Source organism: Campylobacter sp. FU_497, assembly GCF_025772425.1.
GTDB lineage: Bacteria > Campylobacterota > Campylobacteria > Campylobacterales > Campylobacteraceae > Campylobacter_D > Campylobacter_D lari_C.
In genome coordinates, this window is record NZ_JAKMSC010000007.1 from 54,674 (window position 1) to 77,982 (window position 23,309).

Annotated in this window: 27 protein-coding genes; 20 read left to right on the top strand and 7 right to left on the bottom strand. The window is 29.4% G+C overall.

All coding sequences use genetic code 11. The features are described 5' to 3' along the window. The first annotated feature begins 50 nt into the window (after positions 1-50). Entirely contained in the window at positions 51-878 is an 828-nt protein-coding gene (locus tag L8W68_RS04425; RefSeq protein ID WP_263675143.1) for a peptidylprolyl isomerase, read from the top strand. Positions 879-896: 18 nt separating this feature from the next. Here the strand turns inward: L8W68_RS04425 and L8W68_RS04430 are convergent, their stop codons facing one another. Both L8W68_RS04430 and accB read right to left on the bottom strand, forming a co-directional pair. Beyond that, positions 897-2,228: an acetyl-CoA carboxylase biotin carboxylase subunit gene (locus L8W68_RS04430; protein ID WP_263675144.1), complete on the bottom strand. Its 1,332-nt coding sequence runs from the start codon at positions 2,226-2,228 to the stop codon at positions 897-899. Between the two features lies 1 nt (position 2,229). Further along, complete coding sequence (accB, locus tag L8W68_RS04435) at positions 2,230-2,679, bottom strand: acetyl-CoA carboxylase biotin carboxyl carrier protein (protein WP_039626958.1); 450 nt, start codon at positions 2,677-2,679, stop codon at positions 2,230-2,232. A gap of 130 nt (positions 2,680-2,809) precedes the next feature. Between accB and dcd the strand changes: the two genes are divergently transcribed. Genes dcd through L8W68_RS04465 form a run of 6 tightly spaced genes read left to right on the top strand, consistent with a single transcriptional unit; the run spans position 2,810 to position 9,516 of the window. Then, complete coding sequence (dcd, locus tag L8W68_RS04440; RefSeq protein WP_263675145.1) at positions 2,810-3,370, top strand: dCTP deaminase; 561 nt, start codon at positions 2,810-2,812, stop codon at positions 3,368-3,370. 50 nt (positions 3,371-3,420) lie between these two features. Next, on the top strand, positions 3,421-4,428 hold the full coding sequence (gene pseB, locus L8W68_RS04445) for a UDP-N-acetylglucosamine 4,6-dehydratase (inverting) (protein ID WP_263675146.1): 1,008 nt from the start codon (positions 3,421-3,423) through the stop codon (positions 4,426-4,428). Next, positions 4,425-5,555 carry a UDP-4-amino-4,6-dideoxy-N-acetyl-beta-L-altrosamine transaminase gene (gene pseC, locus L8W68_RS04450; protein ID WP_263675147.1) on the top strand — a complete coding sequence of 377 codons (1,131 nt, stop codon included), beginning with the start codon at positions 4,425-4,427 and terminating at the stop codon, positions 5,553-5,555. The genes pseB and pseC overlap by 4 nt, the downstream gene beginning before the upstream one ends. A 4-nt stretch (positions 5,556-5,559) precedes the next feature. Continuing rightward, complete coding sequence (locus tag L8W68_RS04455) at positions 5,560-6,846, top strand: DUF4910 domain-containing protein (RefSeq protein ID WP_263675170.1); 1,287 nt, start codon at positions 5,560-5,562, stop codon at positions 6,844-6,846. Further along, entirely contained in the window at positions 6,843-8,033 is a 1,191-nt protein-coding gene (locus L8W68_RS04460; RefSeq protein WP_263675148.1) for an FkbM family methyltransferase, read from the top strand. The genes L8W68_RS04455 and L8W68_RS04460 overlap by 4 nt, the downstream gene beginning before the upstream one ends. After that, positions 8,014-9,516, top strand: a complete 1,503-nt coding sequence (locus tag L8W68_RS04465; RefSeq protein WP_263675149.1) for an amino acid adenylation domain-containing protein — start codon at positions 8,014-8,016, stop codon at positions 9,514-9,516. The genes L8W68_RS04460 and L8W68_RS04465 overlap by 20 nt, the downstream gene beginning before the upstream one ends. Here the strand turns inward: L8W68_RS04465 and L8W68_RS04470 are convergent. After that, positions 9,494-10,498: a hypothetical protein gene (locus L8W68_RS04470; protein WP_263675150.1), complete on the bottom strand. Its 1,005-nt coding sequence runs from the start codon at positions 10,496-10,498 to the stop codon at positions 9,494-9,496. The two genes, L8W68_RS04465 and L8W68_RS04470, sit on opposite strands and share 23 nt — an antisense overlap. A 74-nt stretch (positions 10,499-10,572) precedes the next feature. Between L8W68_RS04470 and L8W68_RS04475 the strand changes: the two genes are divergently transcribed. From L8W68_RS04475 to pseH, 12 genes are read left to right on the top strand one after another with little or no spacing between them, the layout of a single operon-like run. Beyond that, positions 10,573-10,797, top strand: a complete 225-nt coding sequence (locus L8W68_RS04475; RefSeq protein ID WP_263675151.1) for an acyl carrier protein — start codon at positions 10,573-10,575, stop codon at positions 10,795-10,797. Beyond that, the gene (locus L8W68_RS04480) at positions 10,797-11,576 is read left to right on the top strand and encodes an AAC(3) family N-acetyltransferase (protein ID WP_263675153.1); all 780 of its coding nucleotides are present in this window, start codon (positions 10,797-10,799) and stop codon (positions 11,574-11,576) included. Before L8W68_RS04475 ends, L8W68_RS04480 begins: the two co-directional genes overlap by 1 nt. Before the next feature lie 14 nt (positions 11,577-11,590). Then, positions 11,591-12,679: a 3-oxoacyl-[acyl-carrier-protein] synthase III C-terminal domain-containing protein gene (locus L8W68_RS04485; RefSeq protein ID WP_263675154.1), complete on the top strand. Its 1,089-nt coding sequence runs from the start codon at positions 11,591-11,593 to the stop codon at positions 12,677-12,679. Beyond that, positions 12,676-13,749 (top strand): 3-oxoacyl-[acyl-carrier-protein] synthase III C-terminal domain-containing protein, encoded by a 1,074-nt coding sequence (locus L8W68_RS04490; protein WP_263675156.1) that lies wholly within the window; start codon positions 12,676-12,678, stop codon positions 13,747-13,749. The genes L8W68_RS04485 and L8W68_RS04490 overlap by 4 nt, the downstream gene beginning before the upstream one ends. Before the next feature lie 3 nt (positions 13,750-13,752). Beyond that, complete coding sequence (locus L8W68_RS04495; RefSeq protein WP_263675157.1) at positions 13,753-13,986, top strand: phosphopantetheine-binding protein; 234 nt, start codon at positions 13,753-13,755, stop codon at positions 13,984-13,986. Position 13,987: 1 nt separating this feature from the next. Continuing rightward, positions 13,988-14,758: an SDR family NAD(P)-dependent oxidoreductase gene (locus tag L8W68_RS04500; protein ID WP_263675158.1), complete on the top strand. Its 771-nt coding sequence runs from the start codon at positions 13,988-13,990 to the stop codon at positions 14,756-14,758. A gap of 4 nt (positions 14,759-14,762) precedes the next feature. After that, complete coding sequence (pseF, locus tag L8W68_RS04505) at positions 14,763-15,464, top strand: pseudaminic acid cytidylyltransferase (protein ID WP_263675159.1); 702 nt, start codon at positions 14,763-14,765, stop codon at positions 15,462-15,464. Next, positions 15,455-16,141 carry a class I SAM-dependent methyltransferase gene (locus L8W68_RS04510; RefSeq protein ID WP_263675160.1) on the top strand — a complete coding sequence of 229 codons (687 nt, stop codon included), beginning with the start codon at positions 15,455-15,457 and terminating at the stop codon, positions 16,139-16,141. Before pseF ends, L8W68_RS04510 begins: the two co-directional genes overlap by 10 nt. 3 nt (positions 16,142-16,144) lie before the next feature. Then, entirely contained in the window at positions 16,145-16,819 is a 675-nt protein-coding gene (locus L8W68_RS04515) for a class I SAM-dependent methyltransferase (protein WP_263675161.1), read from the top strand. A gap of 11 nt (positions 16,820-16,830) precedes the next feature. Next, positions 16,831-17,541 carry a WbqC family protein gene (locus tag L8W68_RS04520; protein ID WP_263675162.1) on the top strand — a complete coding sequence of 237 codons (711 nt, stop codon included), beginning with the start codon at positions 16,831-16,833 and terminating at the stop codon, positions 17,539-17,541. Next, positions 17,525-18,349, top strand: a complete 825-nt coding sequence (gene pseG / locus L8W68_RS04525) for a UDP-2,4-diacetamido-2,4,6-trideoxy-beta-L-altropyranose hydrolase (RefSeq protein WP_263675163.1) — start codon at positions 17,525-17,527, stop codon at positions 18,347-18,349. The genes L8W68_RS04520 and pseG overlap by 17 nt, the downstream gene beginning before the upstream one ends. Beyond that, a complete protein-coding gene (pseH, locus tag L8W68_RS04530) occupies positions 18,346-18,810 on the top strand; it encodes a UDP-4-amino-4,6-dideoxy-N-acetyl-beta-L-altrosamine N-acetyltransferase (protein ID WP_263675164.1) in 465 nt (154 codons plus the stop codon). The genes pseG and pseH overlap by 4 nt, the downstream gene beginning before the upstream one ends. On the opposite strand, the gene L8W68_RS04535 is transcribed toward pseH, so the two are convergent. Genes L8W68_RS04535 through L8W68_RS04545 form a run of 3 tightly spaced genes read right to left on the bottom strand, consistent with a single transcriptional unit; the run spans position 18,778 to position 21,261 of the window. Then, entirely contained in the window at positions 18,778-19,515 is a 738-nt protein-coding gene (locus L8W68_RS04535) for a HisA/HisF-related TIM barrel protein (protein ID WP_263675165.1), read from the bottom strand. The two genes, pseH and L8W68_RS04535, sit on opposite strands and share 33 nt — an antisense overlap. A 1-nt stretch (position 19,516) precedes the next feature. Next, positions 19,517-20,128 (bottom strand): imidazole glycerol phosphate synthase subunit HisH, encoded by a 612-nt coding sequence (gene hisH / locus L8W68_RS04540; RefSeq protein ID WP_263675166.1) that lies wholly within the window; start codon positions 20,126-20,128, stop codon positions 19,517-19,519. Next, complete coding sequence (locus L8W68_RS04545; protein WP_263675167.1) at positions 20,125-21,261, bottom strand: N-acetyl sugar amidotransferase; 1,137 nt, start codon at positions 21,259-21,261, stop codon at positions 20,125-20,127. The genes hisH and L8W68_RS04545 overlap by 4 nt, the downstream gene beginning before the upstream one ends. A gap of 110 nt (positions 21,262-21,371) precedes the next feature. Between L8W68_RS04545 and L8W68_RS04550 the strand changes: the two genes are divergently transcribed. After that, a complete protein-coding gene (locus L8W68_RS04550) occupies positions 21,372-22,151 on the top strand; it encodes a sulfite exporter TauE/SafE family protein (RefSeq protein ID WP_263675168.1) in 780 nt (259 codons plus the stop codon). Here the strand turns inward: L8W68_RS04550 and flhB are convergent. Further along, positions 22,143-23,219, bottom strand: a complete 1,077-nt coding sequence (flhB, locus tag L8W68_RS04555; protein WP_263675169.1) for a flagellar biosynthesis protein FlhB — start codon at positions 23,217-23,219, stop codon at positions 22,143-22,145. The genes L8W68_RS04550 and flhB overlap by 9 nt on opposite strands. Positions 23,220-23,309: the final 90 nt, after the last annotated feature.

Consider the following 23,309-nt stretch of genomic DNA (forward strand, 5'->3'; position numbering starts at 1 on the left):
TAAATTTTTATTGTTATAATGCTATATTTACACTTAAATAAAGGTTTTATATGAGAAAATTTTTAATATCTTGTTGTTTTGCTGCAAATATTTTATATGCTCAAACTCTTGGTGGTGTAGCAATGGTAGTAGAAAATCAACCTATTACTCTTTATGATATAGAACAAACCATGAAAGAATTAAAAACCAATGATAGACAAAAGGCTATAGCATTTTTAGTAGATGATAAAATTCAACAAAGTGAAGCTAAAAAACTAGGAATTTATGTAAGTACTTTTGAACTTAATGAAAAATTAGCCCAAATAGCAAAAGGCAATAAAACTGATATCAATGGTTTGCAAGCAAAGATAGAAAAAGACGGTTTAAGTTTTGAAGTTTTTAAAAACAAGATTAAAAAAGATCTTGAAAGAGAAAAACTTTATAGAAGTATAATGCAAAATGCAAAAATCAATATTGATGATGAAACACTAAAACATTTTTATGAAAGCAATCTTGATAAATTTAGCACTTTTTCAAATATAGACTTAGTTGTTTATAATTCTACTAATCCAGAACTTTTACAACAGCTTGCACAAAATCCTATGTATAAAAATTCTCAAGTTAAATCAAAAGCCATTAGTTTAAACGCAGCTAGCATAGATCCAAGATTACTTGCTTTGTTAAATAATACCAAAATAGGAGAATTTACTCCAGTGTTAAATGGCGAAAATGCTTATATAGTATATTTTGTAAAAGAAAAATATGGTAAAAATCCTATCGAATTTGACTTAATCAAAGATCAAGTTAGCAATGTCTATACTCTAACCCAAAGAGAACAAGCCTTAAAAAATCATCTTGATAAAATAAGAGCAAATGCTCATATAGAAGAATTAAGATAGGTTTAAAACCTATCTTAATTAATGTCTTGAAAGATAATTTGTATCATAATTATTATTGATAAAATCTGCATTATCCATCATCGCTAAATGAAAATCTTTAGTTGTTTTTATCCCACCTACAATAAGCTCTTGCAAGGCTATTTTCATTTTAGCTATAGCTGTGTTTCTATCTTCTCCCCAAACGACTAATTTTCCAATCATAGAATCATAATAAGGAGGTACGCTATAATCTTGATAACAATGGCTTTCCATTCTTACATTGCGTCCTGCTGGAGCTACGTATTTTGTGATTTTACCTGGACAAGGTAAGAAAGTTTTAGAATCTTCGGCAGTGATTCTACATTCTATAGAATGGCCTTTAAGTTTGATTTCTTCTTGTTTTGGTAAAGAATACCCTTCTGCTACTTTAATCATAAGCTCGATAATATCCACCCCGCTTACCATCTCACTCACACAATGCTCAACCTGCAAACGCGTATTCATCTCGATAAAATAAAAATCTAAATTTTTATCCACTAAAAACTCAAAAGTTCCCGCACCCTCATAATCAATAGCCTTAGCAGCTTTAACTGCTGTTTCATGAAGTCTTGCTCTTGTTTTTTCATCTAGTAAAATTGCAGGAGATTCTTCTATAAGTTTTTGATGGCGTCTTTGCATAGAGCAATCTCTCTCACCCAAATGTATCACATTTCCAAAGCTATCTCCTATGATTTGCACTTCTATATGGCGTGGGTTTTGGATATATTTTTCCATATACATAGTTCCATCACCAAAAGCACTCATCGCTTCACTTTCTGCTGACCAGTAAGCTTTTTCTAAATCTTTTTCATCTTCAACTACACGCATGCCACGGCCACCACCACCTGCTGCTGCTTTTAAAATTACAGGATAGCCTATTTCTTTAGCAAGTTTTTTTGCTGCTTCAACCCCACCTAAAGCCCCATCACTTCCTGGGATTACAGGCACACCTGCTCTTTGCATTACTTGTTTTGCTTTGCTTTTATCACTCATTAGTGCCATAGCAGCTACTGAAGGACCTATGAATTTGATATTATGTTTTGCACAAATTTCAACAAAATTTTGATTTTCACTTAAAAATCCATACCCTGGGAAAATCGCATCCGCTTCGCTAATTTCAGCTGCACTAATAATAGCTGGGATATTTAAATAGCTTTCTGAACTTCTAGCATTTCCTATACAAATACTCGCATCAGCATATTTTAAATACAAAGCATCTTTATCTGCAGTAGAATACACACAAATTGCTTTTTTTCCCATTTCTTTTACAGTTCTTAAAGCTCTTAATGCAATTTCTCCACGATTTGCTATTAAAACTTTTTTAATTTCCATTTTATAATTTCTCCACCACAAATAAAGGCATACCAAATTCTACAGGCTGACCATCTGCAACTAATACTTCTACTATCCTACAATCATATTCAGCTTCGATTTCATTCATGATTTTCATTGCTTCAATAATTGCTATAGTACTTCCTTTTTTAATAGTTTGTCCTGCTTTAGCAAAAGGTGCTGCACCCGGGCTTGGAGCTTGATAGAAAGTACCCACCATAGGGCTGTTGATAGTTGGTTTATTAGAAGAGTTTGAGCTTGCTTTGGTTTCATTAACTACATTTACATTAATTGGCTGTGGTGCTGGAGCAACAGGAGCTGGAGCTGGTAATTCACAACACATATCTCTTTCTAGTTCTATTTCAAATCCATCTTGTTCTTTTATTTTAATCTTGCTTATATTTGCTTCTGCAAAAAGTTGCATTAGTTCTTTGATTTCTTCTTTTGTCATATATTCTCCTTATTTATAAGACTTAATTTATAATTATATATAAAAATACTAAAAATAACTTCAATTATTTATATTTTACTTTTATTTTAAGATATAATTTAAAAATTCACTTTAATTATAAAGGACAAAAATGGGCTTAAAAGCAGATAATTGGATCAAAAAAATGGCATTAGAGCACAATATGATAGAGCCATTTTGTGAAGCAAATATAGGTAAAGGTATAGTTAGTTATGGGCTTTCAAGCTATGGATATGATATAAGAGTTGGAAGAGAATTTAAGATTTTTACTAATGTAAATTCCACTGTTGTAGATCCTAAAAATTTTGTAGAAGAAAATGTAGTAGATTTTGTAGGCGATGTATGTATAGTGCCTGCAAATTCTTTCGCGCTTGCAAGAACGGTTGAGTATTTTAAAATGCCAAATGATGTTTTGGCTATTTGTCTTGGCAAAAGCACTTATGCAAGATGTGGCATTATAGTAAATGTAACTCCTTTTGAGCCAGGTTTTGAAGGACATATCACTATAGAAATTTCAAACACAACCCCACTACCTGCTAAAATTTATGCTAATGAAGGTATAGCTCAAGTTTTATTTTTACAAGGAGATGAACCTTGTGAAGTAACATATGCTGATAAAAAGGGTAAATACCAAGCTCAAACAGGTATAACTTTACCAAGAATTTTAAAATAATTATATTTTCAGTCGATATAAAAACTTAGTCAAGTAATAGGAAAATAAATATGTTTAATGGAAAAAGCATTTTAATCACTGGTGGCACAGGAAGTTTTGGAAAAACTTATACTAAAACTTTACTTCAAAAATACAAACCCAAAAAAATCATCATTTATTCACGCGATGAACTCAAGCAATTTGAAATGGCAAGAGAATTTAATAATAACTGTATGCGTTATTTTATAGGTGATGTAAGAGATAAAGAAAGATTAAGTATAGCAATGAAGGATGTTGATTTTGTCATTCATGCAGCTGCTATGAAACATGTGCCAATTGCAGAATATAATCCAATGGAATGTATAAAAACTAATATCCATGGAGCACAAAATGTAATCGATGCGTGTTTGGAAAATAATGTAGAGAAATGTATCGCACTTTCAACTGATAAGGCATGTAATCCTATTAATTTATACGGAGCTACAAAGCTTGCAAGTGATAAGCTTTTTGTAGCAGCAAACAACATCGCAGGAAATTCTCATACTAAATTTAGCGTTACAAGATATGGAAATGTAGTAGGCTCAAGAGGATCTGTCATACCATTTTTTAAAAAGCTAATCAATGAAGGTGCTAAAGAACTTCCTATCACAGATGAGAGAATGACAAGATTTTGGATATCTTTAGAAGATGGGGTTAATTTCGTGCTGAATAACTTTACATACATGCATGGAGGGGAAATTTTCGTGCCAAAAATTCCTTCTATGAAAATTGTAGATTTAGCTAAAACCATGGCTCCTAATTTAGCTCATAAAATCATAGGCATAAGAGCAGGTGAAAAACTACATGAAATTATGATTTCAAGTGATGATAGTCACTTAACTTATGAATTTGAAAATTATTATGCCATTAGTCCAAGTATTAAATTTACTAATATGGAAATTGATTTTAGCATAAATGCAAAAGGACAAAAAGGAAAAAAAGTTTCCAATGGCTTTTCTTATAGCTCAGATAATAATAAAGAATGGATTAGCCAAGAAGAGCTTTTAAATATAATAAATCATACAGAGCTTGAAAAATGATAACTTATTCTCATCAAAATATTGACGAACAAGACATACAAGCAGTTTGTAAAGCTTTAAAAGATGATTTTTTAACCGGAGGAAAAAAGGTTGAAGAATTTGAACAAGCCCTTTGTGAGTATGTGGGTGTAAAATATGCTTGCGTACTAAATTCAGCTACTTCTGCCTTACACCTTGCGTATTTATCTTTAAATGTAAAAGAAAAAATTGTCTTAACAACTCCCATTACCTTTGCTGCAACTGCAAATGCAGCTTTAATGGCAGGTGCTAGGGTTGAGTTTATAGATGTAAAAAGCGATGGAAATATTGATGAGAAAAAACTTGCTTTAAGATTAAGCCAAGATAGCTCTAATATAGGGGCAATTTGCGTGGTTGATTTTGCGGGAAATAGTGTAGAAATGGATGAAATTTTAGCCTTAGCCAAACGACACAACATCCCACTAATTGATGATGCAAGTCATGCCCTAGGTGCTATTTATAAAGATCAAAAAGTAGGCTCTATGGGAGATTTGAGCATATTTTCTTTTCATCCGGTTAAACCTATTACAACCTTTGAGGGTGGTGCGGTCGTTAGTAATGATGAGGAATTAATCTCAAAAATCAAGCTTTTAAGAAGTCATGGCATAGTCAAAAAAAGACTTTGGGATAGTGATATGATTGAACTAGGCTATAATTATCGTTTAAGTGATGTAGCTTGTGCTTTAGGTATAAATCAACTTAAAAAACTTGATAATATGCTAGAAAAAAGAGAAATCATCACAAGTTTTTATGATAAAGAATTTGAAAAAAATCCTTATTTTAGCACTATAAAAATTAAAGATTATAAAAAAAGCTCAAGACATTTATACCCTATTTTGCTTTTTCCTGAATTTTATTGCCAAAAAGAGATTATTTTTGAGAAATTATTAAATTTAGGCATAGGCGTGCAAGTGCATTATAAGCCTACTTATGAGTTTAGTTATTATAAAAACTTATATGGAAATTTATTTTTAGAAAATGCAGATAATTTTTATAAAGCTGAACTTAGCATACCTGCTCATCAAGAAATGAATTTAAAAGAAGCACAATTTATTAAAGATAATTTATTTAAGATTTTAGAAGAAACTAAAAAGGCTTGTTGTGAGTAAAAGTATGTATGAGCTAGTTTGTGAGCTTTTTCCTATATGCAGAAGTATTACCGGGGCTGGCTTTAGACAAAGCTTAAAAATACTTGATGAAGCTATGGGGGGGGGTATATTAAAAATTCACTCTATAGCAAGCGGGAGCAAAGTGTTTGACTGGGAAGTACCTGCTGAATGGGAGATAAACAATGCTTATATCATCACTCCAAATGGAGAAAAAATTTGTGATTTTAAGCAAAATAATCTTCATGTATTAAACTATAGCACAGGCATAGACACAGAGCTTGATCTAGCAAGCTTACAAGAACACCTTTACTCTATAGAAGAAATGCCTGATGCCATACCTTATGTGACAAGCTATTATAAAAGGCGTTGGGGTTTTTGTATAAAACATGAAGATAGAGTTAAACTAAAAGAAGGAAAATATAAAGTTTTCATAGACGCAAAACACTATGAAAATGGGGTTTTAAACTATGCTGATTTACTCATACCTAGCACGCAAGAAACAAAAGATGAAATTTTAATTTCCACTTACCTTTGTCATCCATCTATGGCAAATAACGAGCTAAGTGGCCCTGTAGTAGCTACATTTTTAGCTAAATGGCTTTTAGAACTAAAAGAGAGAAAATATAACTATCGTTTTGTTTTTGTTCCTGAAACTATAGGAAGTATAGTTTATCTTAGTAAACATTTAAAGTACTTACAAAAACATATCAAAGCAGGTTTTGTACTCTCTTGCATAGGTGATGATAATGCTTACTCACTCATTCACACTCCAAGTGAAAATACTCTAGCAGATAAAGTAGCTTTGCATACTTTAAAAGATAAAAATAATTTTAAAGAATTTAGCTTTTTAGATAGAGGAAGTGATGAAAGACAATACTGCTCCCCTTTAGTAAATTTACCCGTAGTTTGTGTATGTAGAACTAGATTTGGTGATTATAAAGAATACCACACTAGCAAAGATGATTTAAATTTCATCAGTGAAGAAGGCTTACAAGGTGGCTTAAAAGCCATGCAAGAAATCATTATGAATTTAGAGGTTAATGAAATTTATCAAAATACTGTATTTTGTGAACCCAATTTAGGCAAAAGAGACTTATATATAGACCATTGCAAAAGAGAAGGAAGGGTTGAAAATATACTTAGTTTTTTAGCATATTGTGATGGCAAAAATGATGTTTTAGATATAGCTTCAAAGCTTAGTATACAAGCTTATGAGCTAAAAGATTTAATAGAAAAGTTAAAATTTCATAAACTCATTCAAAGTAAAAATATTTATAAAGGAATACAATGAAATTTATTTCCTATACTTTTTCTAAAAATAATATTAGTTTTTACATTTTTAATTTTGCTATTTTTGAATATAAAAAGACTTCTAGCTACACTTTACAAAATACAGTAGAATCTACAAAAACAAAATTAAAATTTTTTAATATTCCAATATATAATGGTAATCATATTACACTACATCCAAATACTCTTTTGGATACTCTTTTGGATACTCTATATAAAAATTTTACATTCAAACAATGGAACCAATCTTTTTCCATGCAAAAAAGTATTGGTAACACTATCAATAACGATCCTGATATTGATAAAAAAATTTTTAATCTTTGTAAGAACCTAGATATATCAAGTAAACAATGTGTCTGCAAAATTATCAATCGATTAAAAAATATTGATAAAAATCCTAATTATCAAATTGACTATTCTGATGAGGAAAAAAACGAATTAAACAAAATTACAAATTCATTTTTTACCAATATATTTAAAGTAAAAAATAATATATGGTGCTATAATGGGTATTTTCTGCCAATTAAACAATTTGAAATATCTGTATTTTGGCATAAACATGGAATGCATGTTTTCAATAAAAAAACGCTCAATAAAATTAAACATCTAGATATAATTGATGTAGGCGGATTTATAGGTGATAGTGCAATAATTTTTGAACAAGAATTCACTGAAAAATTTGTATATACTTTCGAGGCGTCTGAAAAAAACTACAATTTAATGCTAAAAACACTTGAATTAAACCAAAGCCAAAGAATTAAGCCAATAAAAAAAGCTCTTGGCAGTAAAAACGAAACTTTAAGTTTGAATATATCAGGGTATAGTTCGAGTTTCAAATACAATGATCATTCGATAGAAAATGAACAAGTTGAAATTGTTAGTTTGGATTCATATATTCAAAACAACGACGTAAACATAGGGTTAATTAAAGTTGATATAGAAGGCTTTGAACAAGAATTTCTAAAGGGTGCTTTACATACAATTAAAAAACATAAGCCTGCTATGATTATTAGCATTTATCATAATTATGAAGATTTTTTTGAAATTAAAAATCTTATAGATTCTTGGAATTTAGGATATTCTTTTAAAATTTACAAGCCAATTGATTTTTATATTAGTCTTGAAACATGTTTATATTGTGAAATTATAGAAGACCAAGGTTTTTCCCATGACAACCCACATCAATGATTTTTTACTAGAAAGTGTTGCTAAATTTGGAAGTAAAAATGCTTTTGTTGAGTTTAATGGTAAAAGCATAAGCTATAAAGAATTTGATGATTTAAGTAAAAAAATAGCAAGTAAAATTCTTTCTAAACTTCCTACTAAAAGTACACAAAATCCTGTATTAATCATACTTCCTAAAGGGATTGATTGTTTGCTTTCTTTTTTTGGTGTAGCAAAAAGTGGGAATTTTTATACACTTTTAGATGAAAAAAGTCCTAAAGAGCGTGTAGAAAAAGTTATAGAAGTTTTAAAACCAAAGCTTTTAATTACTTCTAAAAAATTAAATTTAGATTTTAATCTTGATACTATCTTCACAGAAGATTTTGAAAGCTTTGTTATAAATGAAAATGCTTTAGAAAAAGCTTTAAATAATCACATAGATACTAATTTACTTTATGTCTTTTTTACAAGCGGAAGCACAGGGACTCCAAAAGGAGTAAGTATAAGTCATAAAAGTGTGATTGATTATACTTTTTGGGTATGTGAGACTTTTAAACTAAGTCATGAAGATATACTTGCTAATCAAGCACCATTTTACTTTGATAATAGCGTTTTAGATATTTTCTCATCTGTAAAAGCAGGAACCACTTTACATTTGCTACCAAATCATCTTTTTGCTTTTCCAAATAAAATTTTAGAGTACCTAGAACAAGAAAAAATAACAACAATTTTTTGGGTACCTTCTGTACTGATTTATTTTGCAAATACACATGCATTAGAAAATAAAACGCTTTATATTAATAAAATCTTATTTGCTGGTGAAATTATGCCAAATAAGCAACTCAACATTTGGCGTAAATATCTTCCTAATGCTTTATTTGCTAATCTTTACGGACCTACTGAAATTACAGTTGATTGCTCTTATTATATAATTGATAGACAATTTAGCGATGATGAGCTTTTACCTATAGGAAAAGCTTGTAAAAATACTCAGCTTTTAGTCTTTGATGAGAATTTAAATTTAATTACTCCAAGTCAAGTGGAAATTAAAGGCGAGCTTTATGTAAGAGGAACTTGTCTTTCTTTAGGCTATTACAACGATAAGGAAAAAACAAAGCAAGCTTTTGTGCAAAATCCTTTGCATGATAATTACCTAGACTTACTTTATAAAACAGGTGATGTGGTAGCTTATAATGAATTTGGCGAACTTTTATGCTATGGAAGGATAGATCATCAAATCAAATACATGGGTCATCGCATAGAGCTTGGAGAGATAGAAAGTATTATAAATTCTCATGAGAATGTAAGAAATTGTGCTTGTATTTTTAAAGAAGAAATAATTTGCTTTTATGAAAGCAAGGAAGAGTTAGATTTTAAAAACTTTTTAAAAGACAAACTCCCTATTTACATGATACCTAAAAAATTTGTTAAAATAGAACAATTTGCTTTAAATGCAAATGGAAAGATTGATAGGAAAATCCTATTTAAAATCCCTTTAAAAATTTAATAGTGTTGTTTTTCAAACGAACAACTTCTAAAATAAAATCTACAATATCATCATAATCAGTATCTTTGAAACCAACTCTATCATTTGTTTCTATTATACTTTTATTTTTGAATAATTCTTTTTTATGTGGAAAAAAATTACATCTTACCCATTCATTGGAATTGCTAAAAAATTTTTCATAGTTTCCACATAATTGCGCTTTTAATGAAAACTTCAAATGAGAATGAAACGAGTCTAACTCAAAATATTTTTCTATTATTTTGGATAAAAATTTTATTGTATTAGGATCTTTGCTTTTTTGATTAATTCTTTTTAACAATTCTATCCCTAATAAATTCAAGCTTTTGTTTTGATTTTGAGGAATTAAAAATTCATTCTTATTAACTTCCAAATCAATACAGTGTAAAAAATCTTCTATTAAATCTTGATTAAAAAAATCATCTTTTTCAAAAATTCTTATCTTTAAGTTTTCTCTACCAAAAACGCTAGCATAACTTTGACATAACCATTTATAGTCAAAAATATGTCTTTTGTAATGCATACTAGGATCTATGGGTGCTAAATCAATTTGTAAATTATATTTTATTCCCTGAGAATATAGCGAATTTAAAAGATCACTGATATTGCGCAAATATAATATAATATATATTTTATCAAAACCTAAATTTTCTAAAAAAATTTTCAATTGCTGTATATACTCTATTTTAGAAAATTCCCATACAATACCCTCGCATGAAAATATAAATTTTTTATCACCATGCATTTTAAACTCTTTTCCGTTCAACCCTTTTAACACTTGCCCATTTTTATCTTTGTTAGAACTTAAAATTTGCTCCACCAAACCCCAATGTCTAGAAGTAATACGAAAGGATTGAGGGTAAATACAACCTTTTTCTAATAATTTATTTTCATTCAATGCACAAAAATTTTGTATAGTAGTAGTTCCTGTTTTTACATTACCTATATGCAAATAAGCTACCATTTTACCTCATTTTAAGTTTATAAAAATTTTTTTTAAATATAATATCATAAATTGCTTTCAAAAAAAGGTCAAAAATGAAAATTATTCAACAATTTTTTATTAATATAGAAAGAGATGATATTGACTCTTCTATGAAAAATTTAGTGAGTGATGGTACTATTAATAGTATAGATATAATGTCTTTAGTGATGGAGATAGAAAAATACTACCAAAAACCACTAAGTGCTGATTTTATTACTCCTGAAAATTTTGATAATTTTGAAAACATAAAAAAAATGCTAGATGAAGCCATGAAATAATGCAAGCTTTATTTAAAAATCAAGATAAAATATTTTATAAACAAGATCTTATCAAAGCACTTAAAAATTTAGGAATTAAACAAGGAGATATATTATTTGTCCATTCTGAAATTTATAATTTTGGAATTCCTCTAGTAGCTCCTAAAGAATTATTGCGTATTTTTTTAGATTGTTTTTTTGAAGTTATAGGTAAAGAAGGTACGCTGATCATGCCTACATTTACATATAGCTTTTGTGATGGAAAAGATTATGATAAAATAAATTCTAAAACAAAAGTTGGCGTATTGAATGAATTTTTTAGGCTTCAGCCTGGAGTTAAACGCACTAATGATCCTATTTTTTCTTGTGCAATAAAAGGCGCAAAAGAAGATCTTTTTCTTCAAGATCATGATAGCTGTTTTGGTGAAAACAGTGTATTTGACATACTTACAAAAAACAATGGAAAAATTATTCTTTTTGGAAATGAAAATTTAGGTATTACATATATACACTATATTGAAGAAAAATTTAAGGTTCCTTATAGATATTTTAAAACTTTCTATGGAAATATAATAGATGAATATGGCATACAAAAACAAAAAAATATCAAATACTACGTTAGAGATATAGACAAAAAATCAAAAGCACGAACCAAAAAATATTTTGAAATTTTAAGAGAAAACGATATAATAAGGGAAATTCAATTTGCAAATGCAAAGATAGCATCTATTAATGCAAGAAGTTTTTTAAATATTGCTATTGAATATTTAAAAAATGATGAAAATTATTTTGTAGTGTAAGCATAGGATTTATCATGAAAACTTCTTTTTCACATGCTAAGATTTCAGCCATGGCTATGGTGGTTCCGCAGAATAGGTATAATATCGATGATGAACTTCATACAAGATATCAAGGAGATATTAAGAAGTTAAACCGTATTAAAAAATCTGTAGGATTGCAATATAAGTATATAGTAGATGAAGAAACTTCTGTAAGCGATCTAGCAGAGTATGGAGCAAATATATTATTTAACGAGTATGGACTAGATAAAAATACTATTGATGCTATAGTAGTTATTACCCAAACTCCTGATTTTTTTATACCTGCTACAGCTTGTTATCTTCATGGTAAGCTAGATTTACCACAAACAACTTTAGCTTTTGACATCAATCAATCATGCGCAGGTTTTGTATATGGACTTTACACGCTTTTTTCTATGATAGAAAATGGGGGATGCAAAAGAATTTTGATGGTATGTGGTGATACTAGCAGCAAAAGTGCAACTGAAAAAATGCATGAGAAAAACAAATTTAAAACTAATATTACAGGTGATGGAGTAAGTATTAGCTTGCTAGAATACACCCAAGAAAAAATGCAAAGTTTTTTTGAACTTGGAAATGATGGAAAAAGTGTAAAGTATCTTTTTAAACCTTTTGGTGCTTTTAAAAATCCCAAACCACATGAATTTGACGAACCTGAATGGTATAATACAGAACCTAAAGAATCTTATATGAATGGTTTGGAAATTTTTAATTTTGCCACACAAAAAGAACCTGAAGCTTTTGAGTCTATATTAGAATATGCAAAGTGTAAAAAAGAAGATCTAGACTATATTTTCTTGCATCAAGCAAATAAAAGCATAGTTGATACTATCATAAAAAAACTTAAACTTGATCCATTAAAAACTCCAAATGATACCATCACAAAATATGGTAATGTAAATGGAGCGACTATACCAGCTACCATTTGTGATACTCTAGACACTGCCACAAACCCTTTAAGTAAAAAACTAAAAGTAGAATTAGGCGGTTTTGGAGCTGGACTTAGCTGGGCAAATGCTATATTAGAACTAGATCAAAACTTTTGGTGTAAACAAACTCAAATTTATAAGAAAGATTTATGAAAACTTCTTTTTCACATGCTAAGATTTCAGCCATGGCTATGGTGGTTCCGCAGAATAGGTATAATATCGATGATGAACTTCATACAAGATATCAAGGAGATATTAAGAAGTTAAACCGTATTAAAAAATCTGTAGGATTGCAATATAAGTATATAGTAGATGAAGAAACTTCTGTAAGCGATCTAGCAGAGTATGGAGCAAATATATTATTTAACGAGTATGGACTAGATAAAAATACTATTGATGCTATAGTAGTTATTACCCAAACTCCTGATTTTTTTATACCTGCTACAGCTTGTTATCTTCATGGTAAGCTAGATTTACCACAAACAACTTTAGCTTTTGACATCAATCAATCATGCGCAGGTTTTGTATATGGACTTTACACGCTTTTTTCTATGATAGAAAATGGGGGATGCAAAAGAATTTTGATGGTATGTGGAAATACTTGCTCTAAAATAGAAAAAGATGCTCCTCAACACCATACCAGAATTCGTGGCGATAGTGTAAATGTTAGCTTACTAGAATATACCCAAGAAAAAACGCAAAGTTTTTTTGAGCTCAATAATGATGGAAAAGGCGTAAAAGACCTATTTGTCCCTTTTGGTGCCTATAAAACTCCAAGACCACATGAATTTGACGAACCTGAATGGTACAATAACAAACCAAAACAAGTATATATGAATGGATTAAGTATTTTCAACTTTGCCACACAAAAAGAACCTGAAGCTTTTGAGTCTATATTAGAATATGCAAAGTGCAAAAAAGAAGATCTAGACTATATTTTCTTGCATCAAGCAAATAAAGGAATGATAGACCTAATCATAAATAGATTAAAACTAAACCCTAGCAAAACACCAAATAATACCATCAGCCTTTATGCAAATCTAAGCCTAGCTTCTATACCAGCTACCATTTGTGATACTCTAGACACTGCCACAAACCCTTTAAGTAAAAAACTAAAAGTAGAATTAGGCGGTTTTGGAGCTGGACTTGGCTGGGCAAATGCTATATTAGAACTAGATCAAAACTTTTGGTGTAAACAAACTCAAATTTACAAGAAAGGATAAAAAATGACAAAAGAAAAATTTTTAGAACACTTAGAGGATGCTTTACAGCTTGATTATAAATTATCCAAAGATATGATTCTTGAAGATATTGAAGAATATGATAGTTTGGGATTGATCTCTGTTATAGCCTTATATAACCATCTTTTTAATGTCAATATACCAGGTAAAACACTAAGAGAATGTAAAAATATAAACGATCTAATCGCTCTAATACCTAGCGAACATTTAGAGTCTTAATATGATTTTCAAAGAAAATTTATTTAAAGATAAAAGCTATGTCGTTACTGGAGCTAGTAGTGGCATAGGAGCTCATGCAGCTTTAATGCTAAATGAGCTTGGTGCTAGAATCATAGCCATAGGTAGGGATGAAAATAAGCTCTTAACTCAAAAAGAACAAGCTAAAAACCCAAACAACTTCATCACAATCTCAAAAAACTTATCAAATTTTGAGTATCTAGACAAATGGACTTTAGAACTTGCTAAAGAATATGGTAGTTTTGATGGTTGCTTATTAAGCGCTGGAACAGTAAATACCATGCCTTTAAGTGCTCCCAATTTTGCTAATTTTGGAGTCAAACTATTTAATATTAATTATTTTGGAAATTTGCAAATTCTTAAAGGTTTAACGGATAAAAGGGCTAAAAGCAAAGATGGTTCTAGCTTTGTTTGGATAAGTTCTGCTGCCTTCGATAGACCTGGAGCTGGACTTGGAAACTATGCAGCCAGTAAAGGAGCTATTGTCTCTGCTATAAAATCCTTTGCTTTAGAATTTGCTCCAAAATATAGAATCAATGCTATATGTCCCGGTCTTGTTTTAACTCCAATGATTGATGTTTCAGATAGTACAACAGGAAAAGATTATGTTGCTATTGCAAATTCAAGATATCCTTTAGGTGTTGGAACTACCGATGATACTTCAAATTTAATTTGTTTTTTACTTAGTGATGCATCAAGATGGTTTACCGGGCAAGAGTTTATTGTTGATGGCGGGGGTCATTTAAAATTTTAATACCATGAAGAATCTTTGTATTATCCCTGCGCGCGGTGGATCTAAACGCATTCCTAGAAAAAATATCATTGATTTTTTAGGAAAGCCTTTAATTGCTTATAGCATAAAAAGTGCTTTAAATTCGGATATTTTTGATGATGTGATTATCTCAAGTGACGATGAAGAAATCATTGAAGTAGCTTTAAAATACGGAGCCAAAGCTCCTTTTGTACGTAAAAAAGAATTAAGTGATGATTATACAAGCTCAACCGCTGTAATCCAAAATGCCATCATCACTCTAGAAAAGCAAGGTAAAACCTATGAAAATGTGTGCTGTTTATACGCTACTGCACCACTTATAGATGAGTTTATCTTGCAAAAAGCTTTTGAGCAATTTAGTCAAGAAGAATGTAGATTTTTATTTTCAGCTTGTGAGTTTGAATACCCTATACAAAGAGGTTTTTACCTTGATGAACAAAATAAAGTTTATATGTTTGATGAGTCAAACTATAACAAACGCTCACAAGATCTTATCAAAGCTTATCATGATGGTGGTGCATTTTACTTTGGCAAAAAAGAAGCATGGCTAGAAGAAGATTTTATGTTTAAACCTCACTCTAAAGCTTTTTTACTTCCTAGAAGTAAAATTTGCGATATTGATACTTTCGAAGACTTAGAATTTGCTAAAATACTATATCAGTTTCACAAAGGTAATAAATGTTTATAAATAAAATTAAAGGTTTTAAATATCCTGATATGGAGCTTGTAAGATGGTTTTTTAAAAACAAGCTTGATGCCTTAAAAAATGCAAAAGTCTTAGAATTTGCCTCCCATAATGGCAATAATCTTTCTTTATTTGCAAATTATGATTATGAGTGTATTGGAGTAGAACTTAGTAAACAAAATCATGAAAATGCTATTTATAATTTTAAAGAAATTATGCGCTATCAAAAGGCAAATTTTTTCAATGAAAATATGCTTGATTTTGCTAAAAATCATCAAAATATAAATGCAGATGTGTTTTTAATACCTAATGTAATTAATTACATTAGCAAAGATGAATTTAAAAATTTACTGCAAGATGCAAAACAAAATAACTTATATCAAACAAATAAATTAGGATATACTCATTTTTTCTTAAGAGCAAGAAGTATTAAAGATCATCGTTATGGACTTGGAGAAAGATTAAAAAACGATAGTTTTATTTTAAGCTATGATGAATTTAGTGGCGAGAAAAATTGTCTTTGCACAGCATATCAAGAACATGAACTTGTAGAAATTTTAAAAGAATATTTAAATTTATATGATTTTGAAGTTATTACGAGTGAAAATATCAATATAAAAAATAAAGTTTATATCAAAGATAGCGATATAATCATCTATGGTAAAATCACTAAGGAGTAAAAAATGTACTTAAGAGATTTAAAAGGTTTAAAATTTCCAGATTTAGCGGTAATTAAATTCTTTTTTAAACAAGGATTACATCAACAAAATAATCAAAAAGTTTTAGAATTTGCTTGTTCTAATGGCAACAATCTCTCTTTATTTGCAAATTATGATTATGAATGCATCGGAGTTGATTTAAATCAAGAAAATATCAACAACGCTAATTACAATTTCAAAGAAATAATTCAATGCAAAAACTATCAGTTTTTTCATGATGATATCTTAGAATTTCCTTTAAAAAATCCAAATATTAAAGCAGATATTTTTATGATTCCTAATGTAATTAACTATCTTTTAAAAGAAGATTTTTTAAAATTATTAAAAATTTCCAAAGAAAATTCTATGTATAAAGAAAATGCTTTGTTTTTTTTAAGAACAAGAAGCATAAAAGATTATAGATATGGCTATGGAGAAAAAATAGCTCATAATTGTTTTAAAATCACAAATGATAACACCACAGGAGAGCTTGGATGTATAAACACTCTCTACCAAGAATATGAACTTGTAGAAATTTTAAAAGAGTATTTAAATTTATATGATTTTAAAGTACTTACTTATGAAAATACCAATATCATGGGAGAAGATGAAAGATTAGTTAATGATAGTGATATTGTAATTTATGGTAAAATTAAGTGAAAATAGCCATTATGCAGCCAACCTTTAATCCATGGCTTGGCTACATGTATATGATACAAAGTGTTGATGCTTTTGTCTTTTTGGATAATGTGCAATTTGAACGCAGATCATGGCAAAATAGAAATAAAATCAAATTACAAGATAAAACTTTTTTACTAGGGCTAAATTTACAAAAAGCACCGCAAGAAACATTACTTCAAGATATATTATTTGAAAAAGATGCTAAATGGAAAATTAAATTTCTAAAAACCATTCAACATGCTTATTCTAAAAGTATTAATTTTAATAAATATTATAATATTTTAGAAAAAGCTTTATTTAAACATACGCATTTGGTGCAATTTAATATGGAATTAATCAGAATTTACTGCGAGCATTTAAACATTAAAACACCTATTTTGCAAGCCTCTTCTTTAAACTTAAAAAATAATAAAAAAGAAAAACTACTACTTGAAATTTGCCAAATGCTAAAAGTTGATTATTATCTTTCTCCGGAAGGTTCAAAAAATTATCTTGAGAAAGACACAGCAAAAGAAATTTTTAAAAATGCAAATATAAAAATTGAATATTTTGATTTTATCCATCCAACCTACACACAATTAGGTGCAAATTTTATAGCTTATTTGGGAATTTTAGACTTTTTATTTAATGAAAAAAATCCTTGTATAAAATTTCAAGAATGTATCAAAATAAACGAGTGTAATAATGAGAGTTCTTTTTAGAAGTGATAGTTCTAGCACTATAGGGCATGGACACATTAAAAGAGATCTTTTATTAGCCAAACAATATCAAAATGTATCCTTTGCTTGTTTGCCACTAAAAGGCTCTTTAATAGATGAAATTCCTTATCCTGTATATGAACTAACAAGTGCTAGCATATATGAGCTAATCAATCTCATCAAAAAGGAAAAATTTGATCTTTTAATCATCGATCATTATGAAATTACCGCTGATGATGAAAAACTCATCAAACTAGAAACAGGAATTAAAATTCTCAGTTTTGATGATGAGATAAAAGAACATTTTTGTGACATTTTACTTAATGTCAATGCTTATGCTAAAGAAAGTGATTATGAGAATTTAGTACCAAAATATTGTGAATTAAGATGTGGTTTTTCCTATGCTCTAATACGTGATGAATTTTACCAAGAAAGCAAGATAAAAAGAGAGAAAATTTATGATTATTTTATCTGTATAGGAGGAAGCGATCCAAAAAACATTTCCTTTGATATAGCAAATAAACTAAACAAAAATAAAACCATCATCATAGCTACCACAAAAGCAAATTCTCATCTAAACTTACTTCAAAAATTAAGCCAAAAAAACCCTAATATACAAATTCTCATTGACCATCCTAATCTTGCAAGATTAATGAATGAAAGTAAAAAACTCATCATTAGTACAAGTTCATTAGTGAACGAAGCTTTGATTTTAAAAGCAAATTTTAAAGCCATAGCTTATGCCAAAAATCAAGAAAAACTTGCAACATGGCTTGCTAAAAAAGGTTATGAGGTGGAGAGTTTTATATGATAGTTTTAAAAGATTTTATCCACTTAAACCAAGAAGAAATCAAGCTTGTTTTAAAATGGCGTAATGATGAAAATATTGCTAAATTTATGAAAACGCAAAATATCACTTTAAAAGAGCACTTAAGTTTTTTATCTAGTCTAAAAACAGATACAACTAAAAAATATTTTTTAGTTTATGATGATAAAAATATCATAGGTGTAATTGATTTTATTAATATAACCAACCATTCATGCGAATTTGGACTTTATGGTATAAAAAAAGGTGTAGGCAATCTTTTAATGCAAGAAGTTAAAAATTATGCTTTTAGTGTTTTAAAAGTTCAAACTTTAAACGCTTGTGTTTTTAAAGAAAATATAAAAGCTTTAAATTTATATTTAAAGCATGGTTTTAAGGTTATTAAAGAAGATAATAATTTTTATTTTGTAAATTTAAACAATCCTCACAGGGATATTATTTTTTAAAAGCTCATTTTTAACATCATTTGGAGTATATTGACTAAAATGAAATATATAAGCACCAGCTAATGCATTCGCACCAAGTTGCATAGCTTTTACCCCATCTTGAGGCTTAGAAAGTCCCCCATTGATAATAAGTGGAATTTTTAATTTACCTTTGAAATACTCTAGTAATTCCCAATCATACCCCAAAGAACTTCCTTCTTTATCAACACTTGTTAAAAGTATCTCCCCTGCTCCCAAAGACTCATATTTTAATGCAAGTTCTAACGGATCAATATCTAAAATTTCATTATTAAAAACTTTAAATTTATTTTTATCTTTTTTTACATCAACCGAGCATACTACACAAGAACTTCCAAAAGTATTTGCTACTTTTTTAATAAAATCTGGATCTTGTAAAGCCATAGAATTAATGCTGATTTTATCAGCACCTATATCTAGCAATTTTCTAATATCTTCTAAAGTTCTAATCCCACCTCCAATAGTTAAAGGCATAAAACATTCATTGGCTATATCTTCTAAACTTTCAAAATCTATAACACCGTTTTTATTAATATCCAAAACTATAAGCTCATCAACATTTCTAGCATTATATATCCTAGCTGTGCTTATTACATGCCCAATAGTTCTAAAAGAAGAAAAATTGATACTTTTTACAAGCTGATGATCTTTTAATAACACGCAAGGTATGATTCTTGTTTTAAGCATATTAGGCCTTTAAATTTGCAAAATTTTCTAAAAGTTTCAAACCTACATTTTGGCTTTTTTCAGGGTGAAATTGCACAGCAAAAATATTATCTTTTTCAAAACTTGCGCAAAAAGGTTTTTCATACTCACAAAAAGAAGTCTCTACTCTCTCTAAACACTCCACATAATAAGAATGCACAAAATAAAAATCACTTTTTTCTAAAATTCCATCAAACAGCTTGCTTTTTTTATCATTAAATTGTAAATCATCCCAACCACTGTGCAATAATTTTTCTTTACTTAAATCAAATTTCAAAACCTTTGCTTTTATAAAATCAAGCCCTTCGCACTCTCCACCCTCATATCCCTTACTGGCAAAAAGTTGCATACCAAGACAAATTCCTAAAATGGGTTTTTTATCTTTTAAAACACATTCTTTTAAAAGCTCATCTAGTGTAAATTTTTTTAAATTTTCCATACCTTGCTTAAAAGATCCAACGCCTGGTAAAACTAATTTAGAGGCATTTTTTATATCTTCTTTTTTAGAACTTATAATCACTTCTTGATTAAGTTTTTCAAAAGCTTTTAAAACAGATTTAAAATTTCCAAGATGATAATCAACAATACAAATCATTTCAAAACAAACTCATCTTTTTTTATCAATGATCCATCGCTATCTCTTAAGAATTTACCATTTTCATCTCGTTTAAATATCTTTTTATTAGTATAAGAATCTACAATTTTTTCAAATTCTTTTTCACTAAAACCACTAAATTCTAAATATTTCTTAATAGCCTTTTTAGGTGGCTTTCCATCATATTTATTTACAAGTCTCACGCCCTCTTCACGGCTAATATAGCCAAGTCTTATATCCAAACACGCATTATCCGTAGCTCTTCCAAAACCATATTTGCAGTATTTTAAATAATCATGCACATGATTTGAATAACAATCTAAATTTTCAAAATTCTCATAAGTGGTTTCAACTGGTTTTGTGCTAGTTTTAAAGCCATTTTCTTGGGCTAATTTTAAATTATACTTATAATCCCATTTAAAATAATATCCCAAAAATAACCCTGTAACTCCTACTCTTTGAAGTTCTTCATCACTTGGATAAGTGTAAAAATATAAATCCTTCTCTCTAATACCATCAATACCGATCATATCAGAAATTCTATTACCCAAAAGCCCACCAAATTCTTCAAGCCACTCTCTGCCTAAAGTGTTTTTTTCTTTAGAACTAGCTGGCCCACCATACTCAATCTGCGGACTTTCCCCCCAAATAATCAAAGGAATACCAAAAGCAACAGCTATTTTTGGAACACATGTAAAAATCCCCAAATGGTTTTGCCATTCATTATCGCCCGTTCTTACAAAAGCTTCACGGGATAATTTTTTATATACCAAAGGATTTCTTTTGATATGAATCAAATCAACACCAAGGTTGTTTAAATTTTTTAAATTCTTTTTACCTATTTTAGTAGGGATACTTGGTTCAAAACAAACACACAAAGGATTAAGCCCAAGCTCAAGACATTTTAAAACTTGAAAAGTAGAATCCTTACCGCCGCTTACTCCTATCACACAATCATACACGGGGTGTTTTTTATATTTTTTAACGAGTTCTAGAAAATCTTTTTCGCGTTCTTGCCAATTTATCTCATGATTTTTTGCTTCTTGCGAGCAACACGCATCACAAATTCCCTCATCATTAAAGTGCAAATCAGGCTTAGTATCTGGCATAACACATTTTTTACAAAATTTCATATTAACTCCAAAAAATCTTTATAATCATCATAAATCGACTATGATTATATTTTCTAAAGCTAAATAAATTTTATTTTGTTACAATATTTTTATTTAAAGGTTTATAAATTATGGATTTAACTTTACTTCCTTATATGATTATAGGAATTTTTTCAGGTATGGCTTCAGGGATTTTTGGCATAGGTGGTGGTATGATTATCGTTCCTTTCATGCTTACTTTAGGGCTTAGCTCTCACCATGCTGTTGCAATTTCTATTGTTCAAATGATTTTTGCTTCTGTTTTTGGCTCCTATTTAAACTATAAAAAGAAAAATTTAATCTTAAAAGATGGTCTTATCATAGGTTTTGGAGGCTTTTTAGGTGCGATGTTTAGTGGACTTTTGCTCTCATATTTTTCAGATATAACTTTAACAAGTATTTTTCTATGCGTGAGTATTGTATTCTTTTTAAAATTTGCCTTTAATCAAAAAAGCACCATTGGAAATATCAAGCATTCTAATGCTTTAAAAAATTCTATTTTGCTAATTTGTGGTGTATTTACAGGAATTTTTGCTATATCTTTAGGGATTGGTGGTGGGCTTTTAATCACCCCTATTTTGGCTTATTTTTTAGGCTATGATACCAAAAAAGTAGTGCCGCTTAGCTTATTTTTTGTGATTTTTGCTTCCATTTCAGGGATTAGTTCTTTTGTATATAATGACATTATTGATAAAGAAGTCTTACAAAATGGAAGCTTAGTAGGACTTAGTTCTATGCTAGGGGTTTATCTTGGAATTAAAATCATGGAAAAAATCAATCTCAAATCCCACCGCATAGCACTTTTAGGCATCTACACTCTTTCTATAACTATGACTATTATAAGTTTGATTAAAAAGCTAAATTTATTTTAATCTATCAGCAAATTTTTGTCTGTTAGAAGTATAGACAAAGCTTAAAACCTCTGCCACTGCTTTAAAAAGCTCTGGTGGGATAAGATCATTAACTTCACATGCTTTATAAAGTTCTCTTGCTAAAGGAGGATTTTCATAAATCATCACATTATATTCATAAGCCATATCTTTTATACGCAAAGCTAAAAAGTCCACCCCTTTAGCTAAAACTTTTGGCGCAGCTTCTTTAGAACTATCATAACGTAAAGCAACTGCATAGTGGGTAGGGTTAGTAATCACCACATCAGCACTAGCAACATCTTGCACCATTCTGCGTCTTGCTGCTTCCATTTGCAAACGACGAATTCTTCCTTTTACTAAAGGATCTCCTTCGCTTTGCTTGTATTCATCTTTGATTTCTTGTTTACTCATACGCAAATTTTTAAAGTATTGATACCTTACCAAAAGCACATCTAAAAGACCAATAATCAAAAAAGCTATAATCACAATAGCCGCAAGGATAATAGCTTTATCTCTAAGCCATAAAAGTTGTGGATAAATCGTATAAAGTTCTACCCTAGGAAGCTCTTTCATAAATTGTAATAAAAAAATAAAAGCTATGCCAAAAACCACTCCAACTTTAAGAGTAATTTTTAAAGCTTCAATGATTTTTTTTAAAGAAAAAAGATTTTTAAGTCCATTAATAGGATTAATTTTATTAAAATTTGGAGTAATGGGCTTAGTGGTAAAAATAAAACCAAATTGCATTAAATTACCAAGCACACCTGCAACCATAATCGTTAAAGTAATAGGTAAAACCATAATAAACATTTCTATCATAGTTTTTATGATAATTTTTTGCAAGATTTTTAAATCAAGTTCTATACCTATAAAACTTTGATAAAACCTATACAAACCACTAATTCTCTCGCCTATAAAAGGCATCATAAACAACACCACAACCACAGCTATAACAAGCACAGCCACAGCAGATGCATCTTGGCTTTTTGGGACATTACCCTCTTTACGCGCATCTTCTATTTTCTTGGACGTGGGTTCTTCTGTTTTTTCTTGATCATCAGCAGCCATAAAAAACCTTTAAAAATTTAAAGTAAAATTATAGCATTTAAATCCAAGTATAAACAAATTTGAATACTTGGATTTATTCTCATTCAATCC